The following is a 22,612-nucleotide window of genomic DNA, read 5'->3' as shown; positions in this document are numbered from 1 at the left end:
AGGAGATCTATTTTATGCCACCCTCTCCCTTTCCATGGTTTCTGTCTTATCCCGCAGCCTTTGCGGGGCTGGGTCTGGCCCTGATCCTGAATATCTGGTCCTTTGGCCACGCCCTTCTCATGGGTTTTCAGATCCTGCTGCTTTTTGTTGCAGCTCTCTGGCTGGTTCTGGGGCTGCCCTATGTGCAGGGCCGTTACAGGGAAAAAAAGACCCGGCTCAGATCGGCTTTCTCACGGCTGCAGGAGGAAGGACTTTCGGAAGAGGAAAGGGAGAAAATTCTGACAAAGGAAGGCCGGAAAAAAGAGACATCAGCCAGGGATGTGGCAGATGCGGCTTCCGACCATAGCGTTCCCATGCCTGATTTGCATGGTGCATCCCGGAATGGGGCAGAGTCTTTTCCGCAGGAAGTGGACCCGGGGAACTGGCTGGACGATGCCCTTGCAAAGGAAGCTTCTCCGGCACCTGCTCAGGAAAAAAAGGGTGCAGCAAAGCCTGAGGAAGAAGCCCCGGTGTTTTCTGGAAAGGAGGATGCCATTTTATCGCAGGCATCCGATGGAGGAGAGGAAAATCAAGCCGTTCAGGCCCCCCTTGTTCAGGAAAGCAGTGAAGGACATCCGGGGGATGGTCTGGGAAACCTGGCACCGGCCCTTGTGACCATACGGGAAATTCTGGAAAAAGAAGCCCCTGTTTCCGTGGATATGGCAGAGGTTTTCTGTCTTCAGGAAGGCTACGGACTGAATGAGGCTTTGGGAGAAATCAATATGGCTGCGGAAGAAAGTCTGGGGCATCGCCTTTTTCAGGTAAACGGTGAGGTGGTTGAAAAGCTGTAAGTCTCATGTTCCCTGCCAGGGTGGCATGAGATTCTGGGGGCAGCCCAGATGGTCAAGAATCCGGGCCACCACGGAGTCCACAAGGGCTTCCATGTCCTTGGGAAAGTGATAAAAGGCCGGGCTTGCCGGAAGGATGGTGGCTCCCGCACTGGCAAGGGAGAGAAGATTTTTCAGGTGGATGGCATGGAGGGGGGCTTCTCTGGGTACCAGAATGAGGGGCCTTTTTTCTTTGAGGCAGACATCTGCGGCCCTGTGGATGAGGTTGTCTCCGATACCTGCGGCAAGGTTGCCGATACTGCGCATGGCACAGGGGACGATGGCCATGCCGTTATGGGCAAAGGAACCCGATGCCGGGGGGGTAAAAAAATCGTGGGCATCATGGATACTCAGGCCGGAAAGGGTGCTGAGTTTTTTTCGTTTTTCAAGGATGTGTAAAATGTTATCCGAACCTGTTTCATGGGCCAGTACGCTTTTGCCAGAATCCGAGACCACAAGGTGCACCTCTGCCCTTTGGAGCAGAAGGTTTTCTAAGGTCCGGATGCCGTAGATAACGCCGGAGGCACCTGTGATGGCAATAACAAAGCGCATTTAAAGGCCTTTCCCTGTCCAGAGGTCCAGAAGAATTCCCACAAAAAGAAGAAGGCTGATGACACTGTTCACATGGAAAAAGGCTACGGGTATGCCGGAAAGATCCTTTTCATTGACCATGCGGTGTTCCAGCACGAGCAGGCCGCAGATGATAAGGGCAAAAACAATGAAAATAGGCCCCAGACCAAAGGCCGGATACAGGGAAAAGATGAAAAGGGCGCAGATCCCATGGAGCAGTCTGGCAAGGAGAAGGGCTTGCCGGATACCTAAGCGCGACGGGATGGAGTGGAGACCGGCTTTTTTATCAAAATCCGCATCCTGGCAGGCATAGAGGATGTCAAAGCCTGCGATGTGGGTGAAAAGGACAGCGGAAAGCAGAAGAACTTCCAGGGAAAGACTGCCCGTAAGGGCCACCCATGCGGCAGCAGGAGCCATGGCAATGGCCAGCCCAAGATAGAAATGGCAGAGCAGCGTAAAGCGTTTGGTGTAGGAATAGCCGAAAAGAAATAAAAGAACGGGGATGGAGAGGTTTCTGCATAAGGGGCCAAGGGCTGCGGCAGTGAAAATAAAAACCATGCTGGAAAGCAGGATCAGAAGCATGGCCGCAGAAGGCGCTATTTTTCCTGAGGGTATTTCCCGGATGGCGGTTCTGGGGTTGGCCGCATCCAGCTTTGCATCCACAAGGCGGTTGAAGCCCATGGCAGCGGTGCGGGCCGCCACCACGGCCACAAGGATGAAAAAGACCGTCATGGGAGCTATGGGGGTTTCACGGGCTGCCAGCACCACGGCGGAAAGGACAAAGGGCAGGGCAAAAACGGAATGGGAGAACTTGATCATCCGGCCGTAGGTGAGGGTTGTGCCAAGGGCTTTTTGCAGGGATATCATGGCTTTCTTTCAGAAAGATATCGGTATCAGGAATCCTTATGCATGTTTTTTCCGGTGTGGGCGGCAAAGCCCGTAAGGCTTTCCTTGTATCCTGATTCCGAAGGATAGGGAAGGGCCAGGGGCCGGACCCGGAATCTTGGCTTCAGCGTTACCACCATTCCAACAAAGGTACCAAAGGGCATGCGGCGGGCCAGGGGCCAGGTGTCCGGAGAAAAGCTCATTGTGCCGGGTGTATCGGGAAAAAGACAGATGGATCTCCAGGTGACGGGAACCTCTCCCACCAGATCCCTGACCATGGTTTTCAGTTCCCACAGGGAAAAGAACCGGGCCTTTGCATAGATGCCTTTGCCAAAAAATCCCTGAATGCGGCGTTGTACGCCTTTGATGGCGTAACGGTTGAGCACACCGATAAAAACCCGGTCCTTGGCCACACGGAAGGCTTCTTCCAGGGATTTTTTCGGATCGGCAACAAACTCCAGGGTGGTGAAAAGGCAGGCGTGGTTAAAGGAGTTGTCGTCAAAGGGAAGGTCTTCGGCATAGCCACGGAAAAGGCCTGCCCTGTTCCCCAGTCTTTCCAGGGCCAGATCCAGCATGAAGGGAGAGGGTTCCAGCCCGGTGCAGTCCAGACCCCTGCTGATGCAGGCGTCAAGAATTTCTCCGTATCCGCATCCGATATCCAGAATGGAGTCCTCCGGTGCCGGGCATAGGAGATCAAAAAAAAGGCGGGTTTCCAGGGTTGTGGAAAGAAGGCCCTTTTCGCTCTGTCGCCATTTCAGATAGGCTTCACTGTCTTTTTGGTCGAATACATGTCCCATGAAAAAGATTTTTAGGCAATTCGGACCGTGTATGCAAGCAAAAAACAGGGGTAATGTTTTTTGCCCGATGGTTTTTCCGAATATATTCCATGGAAGAGGGCCTCTGGCCGGGGGAGGGTGCAGGAAGGGAGGCTTTTCAGAAACAGCCGGGAATGTCTTTTTCCAGGGTCAGGCGGTTTCCCTTTTCATTGTAGCGGAAGGTATTGAAATAATTTTTCATGATCTGGATTCCCCTGCCGTTTTCTGCGTTCGGGCATGCTTTCTGGGATGTGCGCCAGTTGAATCCCGGTCCCTCGTCCATGATTTCAAGGACAATACGCTGGCCGATGATCTGGACCCGGTAGCTGATGATTCCCTCCGGAAGGTTGATGCTGCCGTGGCGGACGGCATTGGTAAGGGCTTCCCGCATACCGAGGCAGATGGAAAAGGTGAGGGCTTCAAGGTTCTGTTTTTTTAAAAAAAGCTGGGTTTGATGGCTGGCCAGGTCAATGTTTTTCATGTCGGCACCCATGCGGATGGCAAGGCCCTGAGCAATTTCTTCCACGATGAAAAGTGTATGGTTCATGGCTTTTCTCCATAAAAAACCGGAGGGTTTATCCTGCAGGGAGAAGTTCAGATTTCAATGGCCAGGATAACGATATCATCTTCTATGGGAATTTCCGGAGGCAGAAGCATGTTTCTGATACCTTTTACCGCTTCTTCAATGGGCATGCCGCGTACTTCCTCACAGGCGCCGAGCATGCGTTCCGACGCCCGGGACCAGACGGAACGGTCCTGACTGCTTTCCACAAGGCCGTCTGAATACAGGTAAAAACGGTCCCCGGGCCCGACGGGAATCACCTGGGTTCCGAAGATGACATTGCGGAACATGCCCAGAATGTCCCCGTCCATGCGGATCAGCCGGGCCGGAGCACGGGCCGGTACACAGACAGCGGGGGGGTGCCCCGCATTCACAAGGGTCAGTTTCATGGTTTTTCTGTTCAGGTGGGCATAGGAGGCCGTCAGATATTTGTTTTCAGGCAGAATTTCCACCAGAACATCATTGATAAGCTTTATACTTTCCGTTGGCTGGTATATGGGAGTGCAGTTCTGCTTCATCAGGGCTTTGATGGATGCCGTCAGGTAGGAGGTGCTGATGTCATGGCCTGAAAAATCCGCCACAAGGTAGCCATGGATGTCCTGACATATGGCAATGACATCATAAAAATCGCCACCAGCCTCCTGAAAGGATTCATACAAGGCGGCAAAGCGGGCTTCGGGTAAAGATTCCGGGGTGACCAGCAGGGAGGTCTGGGCCTTTTTAAGCTGCCTCAGTTTCTGGGCCTGACTGGTGATGAGGGAGTTTGTGGCAATGGAAAGCTTCAGGTGCAGCCTTACCCTTGCCAGTACTTCCATTGGATGGAAGGGTTTGATAATATAGTCTACAGCGCCGAGGTCAAAACCCTCTATCTTGGATTCAATTTCGCTGACCCCCGTAAGGAAGATCACGGGAATGGATGCCGTAGCCGTATGGTTTTTAAGAAAGCGGATGACGCTGAAGCCGTCTTCTCCGGGCATCATGATATCCAGCAGAATCAGGTCCGGCTGATTCTCCATGGCCAGCTCCCGGGCCTTGGGCCCGTTGGCTGCCGTAAGAATTCTGTAGCCTTCCTTGGACAGGGCCGTTTCCAGAAGCCTCACGTTGATGGGACTGTCGTCCACCACAAGAAGGGTCAGTTCCTTTGGTGCCGGAATATGGGAGGCCGGGAGATCGGTCATGGCAGTCTCCATGGCTTACAGGGCCTTTTGAAGGGTGGTCACTTCCTTTTTCAGGGCGGCGGGCAGGGAGGCAAGGACGCGGAGCTTTCCTTCGGAAGCGTTTTTTTCCCCCACGGTGGCGAGGATATAAATGGCTTTAAAACCCAGATTCCCCGCGGCACCTTTAATGGTGTGGGCAATATCCTTTACAGCCTCAGCATTTTGATCCTCAAGGGCCTTTTCAAGGCCTTCTATGTCACGCATGGTTGTCTGGATAAAAAGCGCTGTCAGCTCAAGAAAGTCCGCTGTCTCCAGTCCGAGGTCTCCGGCAAGTTGTTTGAAGTCTGTCATGGCAGCGTCTCCCTGGTGGAGAAGAGAAGGAAGGAAACAAGAAAGCATGTTTTTTTAAGGTCGGCCAGATAATTATTCTACTTTACCCTGACAGCTTCGCTACTGCAAGCTTAAAGCCTGCGGGAAGAAAAAGAAGGGTTCCGGTGTCAGCATAAAAAGCTTGACCTCATGGCTTCTTTGGGAGATATATCAAGAGATATGGATATTTTAATATTTTGCAAGGCTCTGTCCGACCCCACACGAATCCGACTCATCCACATACTGGACCGCCATGAACTCAGCGTCAATGAAATCGTGGCGGTGATGGGTATGGGGCAGTCCCGAATTTCAAGGCATCTGAAAATTCTGACCGATGCGGGGCTTCTTTCCTGCAGGAGAGACGGTGTCTGGGCCTTTTACGGTGTGCCTTCCGAAGGCAGCGGCAGAAATTATGTAACGGCTGTCCGGGAATGGCTGCGGCAGGAGCCGGAACTGGAGGCGGATATGGTCCGGGCGGCGGAAGTGCTGGAAGCAAGGAGGAAAAGTACATCCCGCTTTTTTGACACCATTGCAACGGAGTGGGATCGTCTCCGGCTTGAGATTCTCGGCACCTTTGATCTGAACGCCGCCCTGCTGGAAAGGGCGGGAAAGCCGGGTCTTGCCGTGGATCTGGGCTGCGGTACAGGGGAGCTTCTCCGGGGACTTGCAGCCCGGGCCCGCAGTGTAATCGGTGTGGATTATTCCATGGAAATGCTGGCCGAGGCTGAGCGCCGGTTCCGGGCGGAAGGGATTGAAGGCGATTTTCGGCTGGGTGCCATTGAGCACCTGCCCGTGGCCAATGGGGTGGCGGATCTGGCGGTGATTTCCCTTGCCCTGCACCATCTGCCCGATCCCGAGGGGGGTATCCGGGATGCGGCACGCATCCTTGCACCTGGCGGAGTATTGCTGCTGGCGGATTTTGACAGGCATGAGAAGGAGTTTCTGAGGGAGCGTTTCGGAGACAGGTGGCTGGGGTTTGCCGAAGAAACCATCCGCCGCTTCCTCGATGGTGCCGGTTTTGAGCTCATGGAGCTGGAAACCTTCACCCTGCCGTCCTCCCTGCGCCTGCACCTTTACCGGGCCGTGCGCAGGGTCTGAGGTCAGCAGCGTTCAGGGAAAGCAAGAACATAAAGTTTATGATATTGAGTAATTATTCAGTATGGTTTTTTCTGAACAACCTCTGAACTACCAATGCTGTCATTGCAGCAGCTTCGTACTGTTGCAAGGTTCCGTGGCTATTTGCAAGTGACATTGCAATCGTTTCGGATCAGAGCTTTGAAGGCCTGTGCGAAAGAAGCGGCAAACTGTCTGACCCGCCACAAAGGCAGCGTGCTTAAGCCTGCTATGGCAATCAAAAAGCTTATCCTGCCTGTGGCGGGGGGTTTTTTCCGCTTCCGCACAGGGCAAGAAGCTCCCGAATAAGATTGCGTCACGGGCAAATAGCCTGGGGCCTGTGCATCTGTCTTGCAGGTATGGTACTTGGATAATTGTTCTGAATAATTAAGATATTGTTATAGGTATATAACCCAAAAGGAGAGTGAATTCATGTCAGTACAGCCGATGGAACTGGACCTTGGATACAAGGTTGCGGATATGGCGGGTGCGGATTTTGGCCGCAAGGAGATGCAGCTTGCTGAAAACGAGATGCCCGGTCTGATGGCCGCAAGGGAAAAATATGGTAAGGAAAAGCCCCTTGCAGGTCTGAAGGTAACGGGTTCCCTGCACATGACCATACAGACGGCCATGCTCATTGAAACCTTAAAGGAGCTGGGGGCAGACATCCGCTGGGCTTCCTGCAACATCTTTTCCACACAGGACCATGCCGCTGCCGCCATTGCAGCCAATGGTTCCGCAGCGGTTTTTGCATGGAAGGGTGAAACCCTTGAGGAATACTGGTGGTGTACGGAAATGGCCCTCACCTGGCCCGACGGGTCCGGCCCGGACCTTATTGTGGATGATGGCGGAGATGCCACCCTCATGATCCATGAGGGGGTTCGTGTGGAAAAAGATCCTTCCCTTCTGGATAAAAAGCCCGGCTCCCTTGAGGAAAAATGCCTGCAGGACCGCCTCCGTCTGGCCTGGGAAACGGATCCCGGCAAATGGACCCGCATGGCAGAAAAAATTCGGGGCGTTTCCGAAGAAACCACTACAGGCGTAGGACGGCTTTACCAGTTGCAGAAAAAGGGAGAGCTGCTCTTTCCTGCCATCAATGTGAATGACTCGGTTACCAAGAGCAAGTTTGATAACCTCTATGGCTGCCAGGAATCCCTTGCGGATGGCATCAAGCGGGCCACGGATGTGATGATTGCAGGCAAGGTGGTGGTGGTCTGCGGTTACGGGGATGTGGGCAAGGGCTGTGCCCGGTCCATGAAGGGATTTGGCGCACGGGTTCTTGTGACGGAGATTGATCCCATCTGTGCCCTGCAGGCTGCCATGGAAGGCTTTGAGGTACTTACCATGGAAGAAGCGGCCCCCATGGGAGATATTTTTGTTACAGCCACGGGGAATTTCCATGTCATTACCGGTGAACACATGGAATCCATGAAGAATGAAGCCATTGTCTGCAATATCGGTCATTTTGACAATGAGATCGACATGGCTTATCTGGAAGAAAGCCCCGAATGTCAGCGGCTGAACATCAAGCCCCAGGTGGACAAATGGACCCTGAAATCCGGTCGTTCCATCATTGTGCTGGCCGAAGGCCGTCTGGTGAACCTTGGCTGTGCCACGGGGCATCCCAGCTTTGTCATGAGCAACTCCTTTACCAATCAGACCCTTGCCCAGATTGCTCTGGCAACGGAACCCCACAAAAAAGAGGTTTATACCCTCTCCAAAACCCTGGATGAGGAAGTGGCCCGTCTTCACCTTGGAAGACTGGGTGTGCGGCTCACAAAGCTGACACCGGAGCAGTCTGCCTATCTGGGTATTTCTCCCGAAGGCCCCTTTAAACCGGACCATTACCGTTATTAAGGGAGGTGCAGCATGGGGGGCCTCCCTATGCTGCATTACAGCAAAAACAGCATGAAATTCAGGCGGATACTTGTTCCGGTGTGGAAACAAAGCAATTGACAGGGCTTGTGCCCCTCTGCTATTGGAAAAAATTCACTGTATCCATTGATTTTGCGGATATCCTTAATGAAGCAGGGAGGAATACATGAAAAAAGTTCTGTGTTTTGCGGCAGCTTTGTGTTTTATGGCGGCTCCGGCCTTTGCCGAAACCATCCGTATTGGCCTCATGGCCCCCATGACCGGCTCCTGGGCCAGTGAAGGTCAGGATATGCGGGATATTGTGACGCTTCTGGCCGAAGAGCTGAATGCCAAAGGCGGTGTTCTTGGTAAAAGGGTTGAAATTGTGGTTGAGGATGATGCGGGAGATCCCAGGGCTGCGGCACTGGCGGCCCAGCGCCTTGCCACCCGGAATGTGGCTGCGGTTATCGGCACCTACGGATCTTCCGTGGCCGAAGCCGCCCAGAATATCTATGATGATTATGACATCATTCAGGTGGCCAACGGGGCCACCAGCAACCGTCTGACGGAAAAGGGGCTGAACTTCTTTTTCCGCACCTGCCCCAGAAATGATGAACAGGCCATGGTGGCGGCAAATGCCCTGAAGAGCATGGGCTTTTCAAAGATAGCCATTCTCCATGACAATACTTCCTACGCCAGAGGCCTTGCCGATGATGCCAGAAAATTCATAGGTGAGGTTTCCGACGCAAAGGTGGTGTTTTTCAATGCCCTGACCCCCGGAGAGCGGGATTTCAATACGGTACTTACCCGCATGCGGGCCTCTGATCCGGATGTGATTCTGTTTACGGGCTACTACCCCGAAGCAGGCCTTCTGCTGCGCCAGAAAATGGAAATGGGCTGGGATGTTCCAATGATGGGCGGGGATGCCACCAACAACCCGGATCTTGTAGAGATTGCAGGCAGGCAGGCGGCCAGTGGTTTTTATTTTTTAAGCCCCCCGGTGCCTCAGGATCTGCCCACGGATGAAGCCCGTGCTTTCCTTGCGGCCTTTGAGAAAAAGTACAACAAGCTGCCCGGTTCCATCTGGGCGGTGCTGGCGGGGGATGCCTTTACGGCCATTGTGACGGCCATTGAAGGGGCGGGTTCCACGGATTCCAAAAAGGTTGCGGACTATATGCGTACCCGGCTTAAGGATATGCCTGCCCTTACCGGTACCATTTCCTTTAACAGCGTTGGCGACCGTATCGGTGACGTTTACCGGGTGTATCAGGTGAACGCAGAGGGCGCTTTTGTTCTGATGAATCCTTAATATGAGGACCTTTACCCTTCTGGATTTTTATCCTTAAAGATATCTGCCGGACAGTCTTTTGAGTCTGTACGGGGTCGCCTCTGCAAGGGAGGCGGCCCCGTCTTCCTGTCCGCTTTACGTGTATCCTTTCCCTGTTTTTCAGGAAGAAACCATGGATTTTTTTTTGCAGCAGCTGTTTAACGGACTGGCCGTGGGTGGCATTTATGCCTTGGTAGCCCTGGGCTATACCATGGTGTACGGAGTCATGAAGCTCATGAACTTTGCCCATGGGGAACTTTTTACCATGGGGGCCTTTCTCGGGCTGACCCTTCTGGGGGTGTTTTCTTTCACAGAGGTGCTGGGACCCTTTGGTGGTATTTTTGTCCTTATCCTCATGGTGATGGGCATGGTGGCCATCATGGGTGTGCTTCTGGAGCGGGTGGCCTACAGGCCCCTGCGCAACTCTCCCCGCCTTTCTGCCATTGTCTCTGCCCTTGGTGCATCCATTTTTCTTCAGAATGCCATCATGCTGATGTATGGTGCGCGCTTTCAGGTCTATCCCCATGGCCTTCTGCCCAATACGCCCGTCTCTTTATTCGGCGTTGATATCCCCCTGCTCAGAATCCTTCTGTTTCTGGTTTCCGTTTTTATGATGGCAGGCCTCTACTTTTTTGTTCAGAGAACAAGGATAGGTACGGCCATCCGTGCGGCTGCCATTGATCAGGATGCGGCACGGCTCATGGGCATCAATGTGGACCGGGTGATCCAGATTGTTTTTATCATCGGACCTGCCCTGGGTGCTGCGGCGGGGGTGATGGTGGGGATTTATTACGGTCAGATCAATTTTACCATGGGGTGGATCTTCGGTCTCAAGGCCTTTACCGCAGCCATTATCGGCGGCATCGGCAATATTCCCGGTGCCATGCTGGGCGGTCTTCTTCTGGGTGTTCTGGAGACCATGGGTGCAGCCTATATTTCCACAGCATGGAAAGATGCCATTGCCTTTGGTGTTCTCATTCTCATTCTTCTGGTAAGGCCGAGGGGCATTCTGGGAGAACGTGTGGCGGATAAGTTATGAATAAGAATGCATTTATCATCAGTGTGCTGCTGGCCTTTTTTGCCTGTTTTCCGGTGCTGTTCAGCAATCCCTACTGGATTGGTGTACTGAATGACATCTGGCTTTATGCCATTTTAGGTTTGAGCCTGAACTGGATTGTGGGGCATACGGGTCTGTTCAATCTGGGTCATGCGGCCTATTATGCCGTGGGGGCCTATACGGCAGCCATCTTAAGTACCCGGTACAATATTCCCATCCTCTGGCTCCTGCCCGTTGCCGGTGCCGCAGCAGGTCTTTTTGCACTGGCCGTGGCCCGTCCCATCATCCATCTCAGGGGAGACTATCTGGCCATTGTCACCATCGGTGTGGGGGAGATTGTGCGCATTGCCCTTGAAAACGATATTTTTGGTCTGACCGGAGGGTCCAATGGGATCTTTGGTATCCCAAGGCCGGAAATTTTTGATATGCGTATCCGCAGGCCCTGGCAGTTCTATTATCTCATCGGCGGCTTTCTTTTGATTACCATATGGTTTTTCTACAGGCTGGAGCAGTCCCGTTTCGGCCGGGCTTTGAACTATATCAAGGAAGATGAGACCGCAGCGGAAGGTTCGGGCATCAATACGGCCTGGTACAAGCTGGCGGCCTTTGTCATCGGAGCTGTCTGGGCGGGTATGGCAGGAACGCTTTTTGCCGCCAAAATGACCATCATCTCTCCGGGCTCTTTTAATTTCTGGGAGTCGGTGCTGATTTTTGCCATTGTGATACTGGGAGGTGCAGGAAGCATTCCCGGTGTGATTCTCGGTGCCTTTCTTCTGGTGGGGCTGCCGGAGTTTTTCAGAAATTTTGCCGATGCCCGTATGCTTTTCTTCGGGGCTGCCATGGTGCTGATGATGATTTTCCGCAACAAAGGTCTGCTGCCGCCACTGGCCCGTAAATATGCGGGTGTGCCCAGGGTCAAGGGAGGGGATGCATGAGCCTTTTATCCCTTGAAAAGGTTGTAAAAACCTTTGGTGGTCTCACCGCCGTTAACCGGGTGAGTTTTTCCGTGGACGCCGGGGATGTTGTGGGCCTTATCGGTCCCAACGGTGCCGGAAAAACCACGGTCTTCAACCTGATTACAGGAAATTATACCCCTGATTCCGGTGAGATTCTTTTTGAAGGCAGGTCCGTAAAGGGGAAAAAGCCCCATAAGATTGTGGATATGGGCATTGCCCGGACCTTTCAGAGCATACGTCTTTTTCAGAATATGTCGGTGGTGGAAAATGTGCTGGCCGGATGCCACTGCCGCATGAAATCCGGTATCTTTGCTTCCATGATCCGTACACCGGGGCAGCGCAGGGAAGAGAAAAAAGCCCTTGAAACGGCAAAGGAAGTGCTGGAATTTGTGGATCTGTGGGAATCTGCGGGTCTTTCAGCTTCCAGTCTTTCCTATGGAAAGCAGCGCCTCCTTGAGATTGCCCGCGCCCTTGCAAGCCGTCCCCGTCTCATTATTCTGGATGAACCCGCAGGCGGGATGAATGATCAGGAAACGGCGGAACTGCTCCATCTGATCCGGGAAATCAGCCGCAAAGGGATTACCGTACTGCTCATTGAGCATGATATGGGTCTTGTCATGCGGGCCTGTGAAAAACTGGTGGTCATTGAGTATGGTACAAAAATTGCCGAGGGCCGTCCCGAAGAGGTAAAAAACAACCCCAGAGTCATTGAGGCCTATCTGGGCAGTGACGAGGAAGAGGATGCATGCTGAGCCTTGAGAATCTTGTGGTGAAATACGGTAATGTGGAGGCCCTGCACGGCATTGACATGGAGGTGGCGGAAGGGGAGATTGTCAGTGTTCTCGGCGCCAATGGTGCGGGAAAATCCACGACACTCATGGGCATCAGCGGCCTTGTGAAACCCGCATCCGGCAGCATTGTCTTTGAAGGTACGCCCATTCATACCCTGCCCGCCCATAAAATTGTGGAAATGGGCATTGCCCAGGTTCCCGAAGGGAGGCGGGTGTTCGGCACCCTCACCGTATCGGAAAACTTAAGGCTGGGAGCCTTCACCAGCAGAGACCGCAACCGGGATGCCAGAACCCGTGACTGGATTTTTTCCCTTTTTCCCATTCTGAAGGAAAGACGCAGGCAGCTCGCCGGCACCCTTTCCGGTGGAGAGCAGCAGATGCTGGCCATAGGAAGGGCACTGATGGCCCACCCCCGGCTGCTGCTTCTGGATGAGCCTTCCTTAGGCCTTGCTCCCCTCATCATCAAGGCCATTTTTGAAACCATCCGGGAAATTAACAGCAGCGGTGTTACCGTGGTTCTGGTGGAGCAGAATGCCCGGGCTGCCCTGCGTCTGGCCCACCGGGGCTATGTGCTGGAGGTGGGAAAGGTGGTTCTGGCGGATACGGCAGAGAGCCTTCTTGCCAATCCGGAGATCCATTCTGCCTATCTGGGGCATGGGGCTTAATACCGCAGCCTGCATGCCATGGGGTAGCGCCTGCCGTATCCGAAACTTCTGGAGGTGATACGGATCACAGGGGCTGCCTGCTGGCGCTTGTATTCATTGAACTGGATTCTCCGGATCACATCCCGCACGGCATCTTCCGCATATCCCCTTGCAATGATTTTTTCCGCATCTTCAAGGTCTTCCACATGGTGGGCCACAATGGCATCCACCACGGCATAGTCCGGCAGATCGTCCTGATCCCTCTGGTCGGGTTTGAGTTCCGCACTGGGTGCTTTTTCGATAATACGCTCAGGAATCAGGGCAAAACCAGCCCTTTCATTGATGCGGCGGGAAAGGGCCCAGACCCTTGTCTTGGAAACATCCCCCAGCACGGCAAGCCCGCCGTTCATGTCACCGTAAAGGGTGCTGTAGCCCACGGCCATTTCCGCCTTGTTGCCCGTGGGCAGGGCCAGGGCATGGTAGCGGTTGGCATAGGCCATGAGCAGGGTTCCCCGGATGCGGGCCTGCAGGTTCTGCTCCGTAATGCCATGGCTTTCAGGATCAAAAAGGGAAGATGAGGCCGCCATGGCTTCCATGGTCTGCTGAATGGGCACAATGTCGAGGCGGATTTTCAGATTTTCCGCCAGCAGCCGGGTATCCTCAAAATTATCCGCTGCCGTGTAGGGGCCGGGCATGAAGACACTGATGATATTTTCAGCACCGAGGGCTTCCGCAGCCAGGGCCAGAACAAGGGCGGAATCGATTCCGCCGGAAGACCCCACCACAGCCTTTGTAAAACCGCACTTATGCAGATAATCCCTGATTCCCGTTACCAGCGCCCTATGGATCTGGTCCTCTTCGGTTTCCGGCAGCTTTCGGATGTCACCGGTTTTCTTTTCCAGATCCACAAGGATAAGATCTTCCTCAAAGGCAGCTGCCCTTCCAAGGATATGGCCCTTTTCGTCATAGGCCGTGCTGGCTCCGTCAAATACGAGGGTGTCATTGGCTCCTGCCTGATTCACTTCCAGAACGGGAATGGCGTATTGCCTTGCAATGCCTGAAAAGAGCTGATCCCGCAGGCGGACCTTGTCCACATGGAAGGGAGAGGCCGAGAGATTGATGAGAACATCGCAGCCCGGGGCAAGGTCTGCCACGGGATTTTGGGTGTAGCCTTTTTTGGCAGGGATGTGGCCGCTGTTCCAGGCATCTTCGCAGATGGTGACACCGAAGCGCAGCCCCCCATAGAGAACGGGTGTGGCGGTTTTTCCCGGTGCAAAGTAGCGGCATTCATCAAAGACATCGTACTGGGGCAGCAGCACTTTCCGGATTTCCCCGAGAATTATTCCGTCCTTTGCAAACACAGCGGCATTCTGCAGCTCCGGCCCTTCATCGTCCGGATTCATGGCCACATAGCCGAAAAGAAAAGCGATGTCCTTTATTTTTCCGATGAGCCTTTCCTTCATGGCAAGATTGGCCTCAATAAAGGCCTTTCGTTCCAGAAGATCTAAGGGAGGATAGCCCGTGAGGGTGAGCTCCGGAAAAATCACAAGGGCAGCCCCTTCCTGTCCGGCCCTTTCGCAGGCTTCGATGATTTTTGTGGCATTTCCTTCAAGATCTCCCACCAGAGGATTGAGCTGGGCCATGGCAATTTTCATGGATTGTGTTTCTTTCTGCGTTTAAACGTTTAAAGGGGTCTGACCCCTTTTTGTGTTTGGGGCGCATCTTCGCCCACCAGAACTGGCCTGCCATTTTCCCAGAAAACCGCATACTGGCCCAGCCGTCGTTTTTTTTCCAGGGCTTTTCCCACGGCCGTCCGCAGGGCTTCCAGCTGTTGCTGGGCCTCGGCGGACGGTTTTTTTTCCTGCCTGATATTCATAGTCCGGCCTCCCGGATGAGAAGGTGATAAAAGTCTTCATGATTGATGGTGCGACTGCTGCCGCATTGTTCAAATATAAGAGCAGGACTGTCTCCGATGTTCATAAAACAGCTGCATGTATTTACCCGGTAACTGTAATCGAGCAGCAGGAGACGCAGGCTCCGGGGGAAACGTCGCTCAATGTCCCTCAAGGGAATGGAATGCCCGCCATGGGCGACCCGTTCGAAAACCCGTAATTTTGATATTTCAACATCTGGCAGAGCCAGATAAATCAATTTAATCAGCCAGCCCTCCTCCCGCAAACGATCTGCCAGAGCCAGATAGCTGCGCCCTGCGAGGGTGTTTTCAAAGGCAAAATCTCTACGTTTTTGTATACGGGTCTCAATCTCCTTTAAAAAAATTCTGCTGGCGGTCAGCAGTTCCCGCTCCGGCGCAAGGGGAGAGAGCCCCGCAGCAATGAGATCTGCATTCACAAAGTGGGTGCATCCTGCCATCCGGGGCAGATATTCCATGGCAAAGGTGGTCTTTCCTGCCCCATTGGGTCCGGCGATGATCCAGCAGACAGGCTTCATTGCCCCATGATTCCTTTCTTCTTTTGGGCCAGTATGGGCATAAGCACCTCCATGTATCCGGGATTGTTCTTCCGGAGATCTTCCAGATAAGTGTCCTGCTCTTTCTTTTTCATGGAAGGCAGAATAGCAGGAGCCTTGGGGGATGAAAAGAGGGAGAGAGTAAAATTTCTGTTTCATGTGGAAGCTCTGCAATTTCTTGAAAAGCAAAGGGGGGGGGCATCTGGGACCTTGGCACTGGCAGAGTCAAAATCCTTGTGGGTATTCATGAAATTTGATGGGTGATCAGGGTGAAGGACGGGCAGGCACAGGGGCCTGCCCCTACAAAAGCCCGGTGGCTGAGGCTCTCGAAGCCCATTTCCCACTCCTGCCTTTTAGTTTTTAGGTACAGAACAATGACTAATGTTTGGTGGTATTATCACTAATGAGAAGATCCAGGCCCTTGTCACCGGCAGCAAGAATTTCTCTGACCTTTTCAGGGGTGAGGCTTGTGATATCCGCTATCTCTTCTGGTTTCATCCTGTATTTCTGAAGGTTCATGATGGTTGCATATTTTTCCTGCATCATGCGCATCAGGCCTTTCTGTTCACCTCTCTGTTCTCCCATAATCAGGCCTCTTTGTTCGCCTCTCTGTTCCCCCATCATCATGCCTTCTTCAATCCATTTTTGGGCCAGTGTGGGCATAAGCACCTCCATGTATCCGCTGTTTTCGAGGGCCTTTTCAATGGTGGCCTCGTCAATGTCCTGGCTTGCCGAAATGACGTAGCGCAGAAAGATTTCGATGTATTCCAATGTCGTTTTGCCGGGCGCCATCAATTCACTCAGCATCTGAATCAGCTCCGGCAGATCCTCTTTGATTTCAGGCCCCATGGCGGAACCCAGAATCTTTAAGAAAACCTTTAGCACAATATTGTGCTGGAGGGTATTGGGGTCAAGGGTGCTGACATCACAAAGCAGCGTATCGAATTGGGGCGTGAAGGGCCGGAAGATGTCTGGATGACCACCGTCTAACAGATCCACGATATCCCTTGAAAGCCATCCTTCCCTGCCGTGGTAGACTACCAGAGGAAGAATGGGGGGCAGAAGTTTTTTTGGGGTATTTCTGTGAAAACTTTCCCATACGGCACTCATATATTTGAGTATCTGGAGGATATACCAGATATCTGGCTGGCTTTTGTGTTCAATGAGGGTGTAGAGGAAAGCCTTTGTCCGGCTGTCTTTGAGCTTTACGCTGAACACAAGGTCGCTGAAGGCACTCCGGAGTTTTTGGCTGACAAAACTGTCCTTTTCCGCCTTGAGGGTTTCCATATCAAGAAGGGCGACCACCTCTTTTGGCAGCATGACTTTGAAAAAATCCACGGCATGGCTTTTTTTGCCAAGGATTCTCTTTGCCAGAGCATCATGGGGGTTGCTCTTCAGGAGATCATCCAGATAATTGTCCTGCTTTTTCTTTTTCATGGAAGTCAGAATAGCAGGCGCTTTGGGGGATGAAAAGAGGGGATAGAGTAAAATTTCTGTTTTATACTCCGCACGGTCTTTTTTGATACACGGGCCAGTCTTAAAACGATGTTGAAAAACTCCTGAACAGCAGCCTGCACCGTATTGCTGCGTTTTGTAGATGCGCCATCCTGGCGCATTCTTTAAAGCGGCTGTAAGCCGCTTCTACTATTACAATGGCCTCTGCTGTACATCGTACGCCTGAAATTTCTTATAAAGCAAAAAGGGGTGTGAACATCTGAAATTCTGGCAAGAGCGGGGGGCTTTTCGTAGTTTCACCGTTGACCGTTTGGAATATATTGTAGGGGCAAGCCCCCGTGCCTGCTTTAGTTTTGGGCAAGCACGGGGGGGCACTCCTTTTTATGTTTAAATTGAAGGCTTGTTTCCTGATGTCTCCATGGTTTATGGTGGGGGCATCTTTTTTTTGAGGCTTTTTTGGTTTTTGACGGATTTCAGAGCATGGAGGAATCATGGTGCTGCGGCAAATTTTTACATGTATTTTGTTTTTTTCATTTCTGACCCTGCCAGTTTTTGGGTGGATGGATGAGTCTTTTATTCCTGTTTGGGAAGATAATTACCGCATCGGTGGCTCAGTTTCCGGAGATAAAATCACCAATTCTTTGGGCATGACCTTTGTGAAGATTCCTGCCGGGGAGTTCTGGATGGGGTCTCCTTCAAATGAGCCGGGGCGGTTTGATGATGAAAAACGTCACCGGGTTAAGATTTCTAAAGATTTTTACATGATGACCACGGAAGTGACGCAAGCGCAGTGGGAAAGGGTGATGGGCAGCAATCCTTCCCGTTTTAAAAACTGCGGCAAAGATTGCCCTGTGGAGCAGGTTTCCTGGAATGATGTTCAGGAATTCATTAAAAAACTCAATGCCATGGATAAAACACTTACGGTACGCCTGCCCACAGAAGCCGAGTGGGAGTATGCGGCCCGTGCGGGGACAGATACGCCTTTTGCTTTTGGCACCTGCCTTTCCACAAGTGATGCCAATTATGACGGTAACTATCCCTTATCCGGGTGTCCTAAGGGCAGTTACAGAAAAACCACAGTCAAAGTGGCTTCCTTTAAACCCAATGCCTGGGGGTTGTATGACATGCACGGTAATGTGTGGGAGTGGGTTCAGGATGTGTACAAAAAAGATTATGAGACATTGCCCAAAACGGATCCCATATATGCGTCAAGCGCAGGCGGTAGCCGCGTCGTTCGGGGCGGCGGCTGGTACAGCATCGCCAGGCGCTGCCGTTCGGCCAATCGCAGCAGGTACGGGGCGGATTATCGCGGCAACGTCCTGGGGTTTCGCCTTGCAGGATCTTAACCTTTTGTCTTTTTTATTTTTTTACCTTTTGTAGCGTTTTTTTCCTTTTTGCGGCCGCAAGGCCGCCTCAAGCGGCTCGTGTTTTGGGACGTGGCCGGGTTTATGGCCATACGTCCCAAAACACGAGCCGCCGGGCGAAGCCTTCCCTATCCCTCAGGAGGATTCATGTTCAAAATTCTGACCTTTCCCTTTCATCCGGAAAAAGGCGGGTTTGATGACAGCCTTCTGGATCGTTTTCTCCTGAACAAACAGCTTGTCTCCTGGAAGGCGGAGTTTTTTCAGGAGGGGGGCAGAAGTTACTGGACGGTTCTTCTCTTCTGCGACCCTTTGGCTGGAGGAGAAAGCCCGCCGCCGGAACTCGACCTGAATGGCCCGGCCAAGGCCTTTTTCCACCGCCTGAAAGAGTGGCGCAAAAGCCGGGCGGAAAAGGAAGGGGTTCCCGTTTTTCTGGTGGCCAACAACCGGGAGCTTGGGGAGATTGCCCGCACCATGCCCCAGACTCTGGAGGCCCTGAAAACGGTGAAGGGGTTTGGAGCCGCCAAACTTGAAAAATACGGAAAAGACATCCTGCAACTGGTGCAAAGCTTTCAGGAGCGCAAATGAAGGAAGATTACCCTTTGTATCTGCACTGGTACCGTACCCTGGAAGCCATCCTTACCGCAGTGGAAAGCTATCCCCGTTCCGCCCGTTTTACCATGGGAGACCGTACTGTGGTGCTGGCCATGGCTGTGATGGAAGACATTCTCGAAGCCATCTATACCCGGAACCGGGGGCCGATTCTGCGAAAAATCAACCTGGATCTTGAAAAACTGCGGGTCTTTCTGCGTCTTGCAAGGGAAAGAACCTATCTGGCAAATGGAACATGGCAGCGGATTTCCGATATGGTGGAAGAAGCGGGAAGGATGGTGGGCGGATGGGCAAAAAGCGGAGGATAATTCCTACCGGTCTTTGGGAAAGGCTGGTGAGCCGGGAAAACCTTGAAGCCGCTTTCCGGAAAGCCTTTCGGGGGTCGGGCAGGGGCCGGGAGGCCTGCCGCTTTCATCTTCAGCAGGAAGGAGAGCTTTTACGCCTTGGCGAAGAGCTTGTTTCCGGCTCTTATCGTCCAGGGCCCTTTCGGAAATTTGTCATTCAGGATCCCAAGCGCAGGGTCATCAGTGTCGCTCCCTTCCGGGACAGGGTGGTGCATCATGCGCTGGTGGCGGTACTGGAGCCGGTTTTTGAACCTTCCATGATTTACGATACCTATGCCAACCGGGTCGGGAAGGGAATGCACAAGGCCGTGGGTCGTGCCCAGGCCTTTCTCCGGAAAAGCCGCTATCATCTGAAGGTGGATGTGGAAAGCTATTTTGCCAGTGTGGATCACAGCATTTTAAGGAAGATGGTGGGCCGGAAGGTGGCGGAAGATTCTGTGCTGGATCTTCTCGATAAAATCCTTGCAGCAGGAGGGGAAGCACCGGGTATCGGAATGCCCATTGGCAACCTGACCAGCCAGTTTTTTGGCAATCTTTACCTTTCGCCTCTGGATCATCATCTGAAAGATGATCTGGGGCTTCCCTTTTATCTGCGTTACATGGACGACATGGTGGCCTTCGGGGATTCGGCCCTGGCCATGCGTCACCTCCTTGAAACCGTGGAAGCCTTTCTCGGGGAAGTGCTGCGGCTCAGGCTGAAGCCCAGTGTCACCCGGATCCATGGAAATATCCATGGTTTGCCCTTTCTCGGATTCCGGATATATCCCGGTCTTCTCCGGCTTTCCGCCCCCAACCGGAGGCGCATGTTAAAAGGTTTGAAAGAAAGGGAAAAAGCCTGTAAGACAGGAAACATCACAGAAACACAGTACGAGGACGGTCTTCGTTCTGTTTTTGCCCATATGGCCTTTGCGGATACCTTTATGCTGCGAAGCCGTGGGCTTTTTGGGGAGAAGGCGCACTGAAGAACGCCGCGTCAATCGGGGCGGCGGCTGGAACAACAACGCCAGGAACTGCCGTTCGGCCAATCGCAACAGGAACGGGGCGGATAATCGCAACAACAACCTGGGGTTTCGCCTTGCAGTACGCGGGAAGGTGGGGGTGTTTCGTTCACGGATGGAATGCGTGTGCGTCCCGTGTCCCGTCTTCTCTCCCGCTCCGGCCTGCCGGACGAAGAACATGGAGGAAAGCACGGCCTCTTTGGGGTGGTGTTTTCTTTAAAGCCTGTACGAAAAAAGGAAAGGAGGGTTCCAATGGGTCTGGTACAGTCCTTGAAAACCATGAGTTTTGAAGAGAAAATTCTTGCCATGGAGCTGCTGTGGGATGACCTTTGCCGGGAAGGCGATACACTGCCATCCCCCGAATGGCACATAAGCGTCCTTGAAGAAAGGGAGGCCCTTCTCGAAAAGGGAGAAGAGGCGTACATGGATTGGGAAGAGCCAAAAGAAAAGATACGCAATACCGTTTCAATAAAACCAAGGAGGAGACCATGAACCCCGTAAAACCCCTTTTATGCTTTGCCGTTTTTTTGCTTCTTGCAACCCCTGCCCTTGCCGACACCTGTCCTGTGGCCCGAGACATTGCAGCTCAGGCGGTAAAAGATTTTGAAAAGGATAGAACAAGGGGCCTTCAGCTTTTCATCAAGGCCGAATCCCTTTGCCCTGAGCCGGAATATGCCGCCAACCTCGCCATGGCCTACTGGCGTTTTGGTGCTGGGGACAAAGCCATTGAAGCCATGGAAAAGGCCGTAAAGGCCAAGGCAGAACCCCAGTGGCAGGCCAACCTTGCATCCATGTATATTGATGCCGGGAAAAACCCTGCCAGAGCCTTGAGCCTTGCGGAAGCGGCGGTGAAAAGCGATGCCAGCAGCCCCAGATATGCCCATATTCATACGGAAGCCCTTCTCCTTGCGGGCCAGAATCAGAAAGCCCTTGAAACCATCCGGGCTGCCAAAAGCAAATGGTCATCTGAAAAACGCATCGCCGCCCTTTACGATAAGGTGCTGGATATGCGCATGGCCGAAGGCTTGAAGGCCATTCAGGAAGGAAAGGCGGATGCGGGCATGGCGGTTCTTTCGGGTCTCACCTTTGATCCAAAGGGCGCACGCACCCATGCCTTGAGCCTTGCGGCCCTTGGCCGGACCGATGCTGCCCTGACAGCCGCCATTTCTGCTGAAAAAAGCTTTTCCGGCAACGGTGCTGTGAAGGGCCTTCGGGATGAGATTATTTCTAAAGAGATTGCTTCCATGTATGCGGCTTTTGGCAGGGGAGAAAGGGCACAGTCTGTTGCAAGGGCCAAGGCTCTTCATGAAAAATATCCCGATGCGGCCATGGCCAAGGAAGGTTATGACAAGCTCTTTGCTGCCTTTATCGGTGATGCTTCCAGCATTGATGTGCCTGCGCCCCTTGCCAGAAACCGGAGAACCGAAGGCAGTGGCGGTCAGGCTGATGCACTTATTGAAACTATCTGGTCGCCAGCACAGGATTTAGCACCACCTGTTTCCCTTGAAAAGAGTGAGCTTGTAAGAAATATTCCCAAGGTTTCAAGACCCAACCCCCATGCCGTGGCTGTTATCATCGGCAATCAGCGATATGCGGCCCAGGGCAGGGGCATTGTGGATGTGGCCTATGCGGAGCGGGATGCGGCGGTCATGAAAAAGTATCTTGTTTCCACAATGGGCTATAGCGAGAGGAATATTATTGATCTGACCAATGCCACAAATTCAGATCTTCTTTCCACCTTTGGAACCCAAGGCAATCCTTCTGGGCGGCTCAGAAACTTCATCCGGGACGGTGAATCCGATGTGTTCATTTATTATTCGGGCCACGGGGCACCGGGGCCGGAAGGCAGAGCCGCCTATCTTGTGCCAGTAGATGCCCATGTGGATTATATTGCCAGTACGGGGTATTCTCTGGATGTCTTCTATGACAATCTGGATCAGCTTCCCGCAAAAAGCCTTACGGTGGTTCTGGATGCCTGTTTTTCCGGGGATTCGGCAGGCGGTGCCCTGTTTACCAATATTTCTTCCATGATGCGCAATGTACCGGGCAGCCGTGCGGTAAACAATGCCCTTGTTTTCACCAGCGCCGATGCAGGTCAGGTGGCCACCTGGTATCCGGATAAGGGGCATACCCTCTTTACCTATTATTTCATTGCAGGGCTTTCCGGTGCTGCGGATGTCAATAAAGATGGCCGTATCACAGCAGCGGAACTTTCGGCCTATCTGCAAAGGGAGGTGCCCCATCAGGCCAGAAGGGGTTCGGGCCGGGAGCAGATGCCTGTCATGACAGGAGATCCCAAACGGGTGCTGGCAACCCTGAAATAAGCAGGGCAGGGCTTCGTTAGAGGGTTTTGTGGGATTTTAGGGTCTTTTCAGGTCTTTTTTAAGGACTTTAAAGACTTTAAGGACCC

Annotated in this window: 24 protein-coding genes; 14 read left to right on the top strand and 10 right to left on the bottom strand. The window is 52.9% G+C overall.

Annotated elements, in window-relative coordinates; all coding sequences use genetic code 11:
* The first annotated feature begins 14 nt into the window (after positions 1-14).
* Positions 15-830 carry a hypothetical protein gene (locus tag LZ24_RS07920; RefSeq protein WP_144684306.1) on the top strand — a complete coding sequence of 272 codons (816 nt, stop codon included), beginning with the start codon at positions 15-17 and terminating at the stop codon, positions 828-830.
* 3 nt (positions 831-833) lie between these two features.
* Here LZ24_RS07920 and LZ24_RS07915 read toward each other — a convergent pair whose 3' ends face one another.
* The 6 genes from LZ24_RS07915 to LZ24_RS07890 form a co-directional block, all read right to left on the bottom strand.
* On the bottom strand, positions 834-1,418 hold the full coding sequence (locus LZ24_RS07915; protein WP_144684304.1) for a UbiX family flavin prenyltransferase: 585 nt from the start codon (positions 1,416-1,418) through the stop codon (positions 834-836).
* On the bottom strand, positions 1,419-2,303 hold the full coding sequence (locus LZ24_RS07910; RefSeq protein WP_246118552.1) for a UbiA-like polyprenyltransferase: 885 nt from the start codon (positions 2,301-2,303) through the stop codon (positions 1,419-1,421).
* 26 nt (positions 2,304-2,329) lie between these two features.
* Positions 2,330-3,118, bottom strand: coding sequence for a class I SAM-dependent methyltransferase (locus LZ24_RS07905; RefSeq protein ID WP_144684302.1), 789 nt, complete (start codon positions 3,116-3,118; stop codon positions 2,330-2,332).
* Between the two features lie 136 nt (positions 3,119-3,254).
* A complete protein-coding gene (locus LZ24_RS07900) occupies positions 3,255-3,683 on the bottom strand; it encodes an ATP-binding protein (protein ID WP_144684300.1) in 429 nt (142 codons plus the stop codon).
* 47 nt (positions 3,684-3,730) lie between these two features.
* A complete protein-coding gene (locus LZ24_RS07895) occupies positions 3,731-4,876 on the bottom strand; it encodes a PP2C family protein-serine/threonine phosphatase (RefSeq protein WP_144684298.1) in 1,146 nt (381 codons plus the stop codon).
* 15 nt (positions 4,877-4,891) lie between these two features.
* Positions 4,892-5,206, bottom strand: coding sequence for an Hpt domain-containing protein (locus LZ24_RS07890; RefSeq protein ID WP_186442999.1), 315 nt, complete (start codon positions 5,204-5,206; stop codon positions 4,892-4,894).
* Positions 5,207-5,404: 198 nt separating this feature from the next.
* On the opposite strand from LZ24_RS07890, the gene LZ24_RS07885 reads away from it, so the two are divergent.
* The 7 genes from LZ24_RS07885 to LZ24_RS07855 all read left to right on the top strand — a co-directional run bounded on the left by LZ24_RS07885 (position 5,405) and on the right by LZ24_RS07855 (position 12,987).
* Positions 5,405-6,322: an ArsR/SmtB family transcription factor gene (locus tag LZ24_RS07885; protein ID WP_186442998.1), complete on the top strand. Its 918-nt coding sequence runs from the start codon at positions 5,405-5,407 to the stop codon at positions 6,320-6,322.
* Positions 6,323-6,769: 447 nt separating this feature from the next.
* Positions 6,770-8,194, top strand: a complete 1,425-nt coding sequence (ahcY, locus tag LZ24_RS07880; RefSeq protein WP_144684292.1) for an adenosylhomocysteinase — start codon at positions 6,770-6,772, stop codon at positions 8,192-8,194.
* A 184-nt stretch (positions 8,195-8,378) separates the two neighbouring features.
* Entirely contained in the window at positions 8,379-9,500 is a 1,122-nt protein-coding gene (locus LZ24_RS07875) for a branched-chain amino acid ABC transporter substrate-binding protein (RefSeq protein ID WP_144684290.1), read from the top strand.
* A gap of 151 nt (positions 9,501-9,651) precedes the next feature.
* Complete coding sequence (locus LZ24_RS07870) at positions 9,652-10,557, top strand: branched-chain amino acid ABC transporter permease (protein ID WP_144684288.1); 906 nt, start codon at positions 9,652-9,654, stop codon at positions 10,555-10,557.
* Complete coding sequence (locus LZ24_RS07865; RefSeq protein ID WP_144684286.1) at positions 10,554-11,510, top strand: branched-chain amino acid ABC transporter permease; 957 nt, start codon at positions 10,554-10,556, stop codon at positions 11,508-11,510. The genes LZ24_RS07870 and LZ24_RS07865 overlap by 4 nt, the downstream gene beginning before the upstream one ends.
* Positions 11,507-12,283 (top strand): ABC transporter ATP-binding protein, encoded by a 777-nt coding sequence (locus tag LZ24_RS07860; RefSeq protein WP_144684284.1) that lies wholly within the window; start codon positions 11,507-11,509, stop codon positions 12,281-12,283. Before LZ24_RS07865 ends, LZ24_RS07860 begins: the two co-directional genes overlap by 4 nt.
* Complete coding sequence (locus LZ24_RS07855; RefSeq protein ID WP_144684282.1) at positions 12,277-12,987, top strand: ABC transporter ATP-binding protein; 711 nt, start codon at positions 12,277-12,279, stop codon at positions 12,985-12,987. Before LZ24_RS07860 ends, LZ24_RS07855 begins: the two co-directional genes overlap by 7 nt.
* On the opposite strand, the gene LZ24_RS07850 is transcribed toward LZ24_RS07855, so the two are convergent.
* From LZ24_RS07850 to LZ24_RS07835, 4 genes are all read right to left on the bottom strand, one after another.
* On the bottom strand, positions 12,984-14,621 hold the full coding sequence (locus LZ24_RS07850; RefSeq protein ID WP_144684280.1) for an NAD+ synthase: 1,638 nt from the start codon (positions 14,619-14,621) through the stop codon (positions 12,984-12,986). The two genes, LZ24_RS07855 and LZ24_RS07850, sit on opposite strands and share 4 nt — an antisense overlap.
* A gap of 29 nt (positions 14,622-14,650) precedes the next feature.
* Positions 14,651-14,842 (bottom strand): hypothetical protein, encoded by a 192-nt coding sequence (locus LZ24_RS07845; protein WP_144684278.1) that lies wholly within the window; start codon positions 14,840-14,842, stop codon positions 14,651-14,653.
* Complete coding sequence (locus tag LZ24_RS07840; protein WP_144684277.1) at positions 14,839-15,414, bottom strand: AAA family ATPase; 576 nt, start codon at positions 15,412-15,414, stop codon at positions 14,839-14,841. Before LZ24_RS07840 ends, LZ24_RS07845 begins: the two co-directional genes overlap by 4 nt.
* 396 nt (positions 15,415-15,810) lie before the next feature.
* A complete protein-coding gene (locus LZ24_RS07835) occupies positions 15,811-16,869 on the bottom strand; it encodes an Rpn family recombination-promoting nuclease/putative transposase (protein WP_144684275.1) in 1,059 nt (352 codons plus the stop codon).
* 509 nt (positions 16,870-17,378) lie between these two features.
* Here LZ24_RS07835 and LZ24_RS07830 point away from each other — a divergent pair.
* The 6 genes from LZ24_RS07830 (at position 17,379) to LZ24_RS07805 (ending at position 22,526) form a co-directional block, all read left to right on the top strand.
* Positions 17,379-18,233: a formylglycine-generating enzyme family protein gene (locus LZ24_RS07830; RefSeq protein ID WP_144684273.1), complete on the top strand. Its 855-nt coding sequence runs from the start codon at positions 17,379-17,381 to the stop codon at positions 18,231-18,233.
* 165 nt (positions 18,234-18,398) lie between these two features.
* The gene (locus tag LZ24_RS07825; RefSeq protein ID WP_186442996.1) at positions 18,399-18,836 is read left to right on the top strand and encodes an HRDC domain-containing protein; all 438 of its coding nucleotides are present in this window, start codon (positions 18,399-18,401) and stop codon (positions 18,834-18,836) included.
* Positions 18,833-19,168, top strand: a complete 336-nt coding sequence (locus tag LZ24_RS07820) for a four helix bundle protein (protein ID WP_144684269.1) — start codon at positions 18,833-18,835, stop codon at positions 19,166-19,168. The genes LZ24_RS07825 and LZ24_RS07820 overlap by 4 nt, the downstream gene beginning before the upstream one ends.
* The gene (locus LZ24_RS07815; protein WP_222427581.1) at positions 19,147-20,166 is read left to right on the top strand and encodes a reverse transcriptase domain-containing protein; all 1,020 of its coding nucleotides are present in this window, start codon (positions 19,147-19,149) and stop codon (positions 20,164-20,166) included. The genes LZ24_RS07820 and LZ24_RS07815 overlap by 22 nt, the downstream gene beginning before the upstream one ends.
* A 162-nt stretch (positions 20,167-20,328) precedes the next feature.
* A complete protein-coding gene (locus LZ24_RS17185) occupies positions 20,329-20,694 on the top strand; it encodes an addiction module protein (RefSeq protein WP_222427580.1) in 366 nt (121 codons plus the stop codon).
* A complete protein-coding gene (locus LZ24_RS07805) occupies positions 20,691-22,526 on the top strand; it encodes a caspase family protein (protein WP_144684263.1) in 1,836 nt (611 codons plus the stop codon). The genes LZ24_RS17185 and LZ24_RS07805 overlap by 4 nt, the downstream gene beginning before the upstream one ends.
* Positions 22,527-22,612: the final 86 nt, after the last annotated feature.

This window comes from Desulfobotulus alkaliphilus, from assembly GCF_007830435.1.
Classification (GTDB): domain Bacteria; phylum Desulfobacterota; class Desulfobacteria; order Desulfobacterales; family ASO4-4; genus Desulfobotulus; species Desulfobotulus alkaliphilus.
The sequence above is the reverse complement of the archived record's forward strand: the minus strand, read 5'-3'. Positions and strand labels throughout refer to the sequence as shown.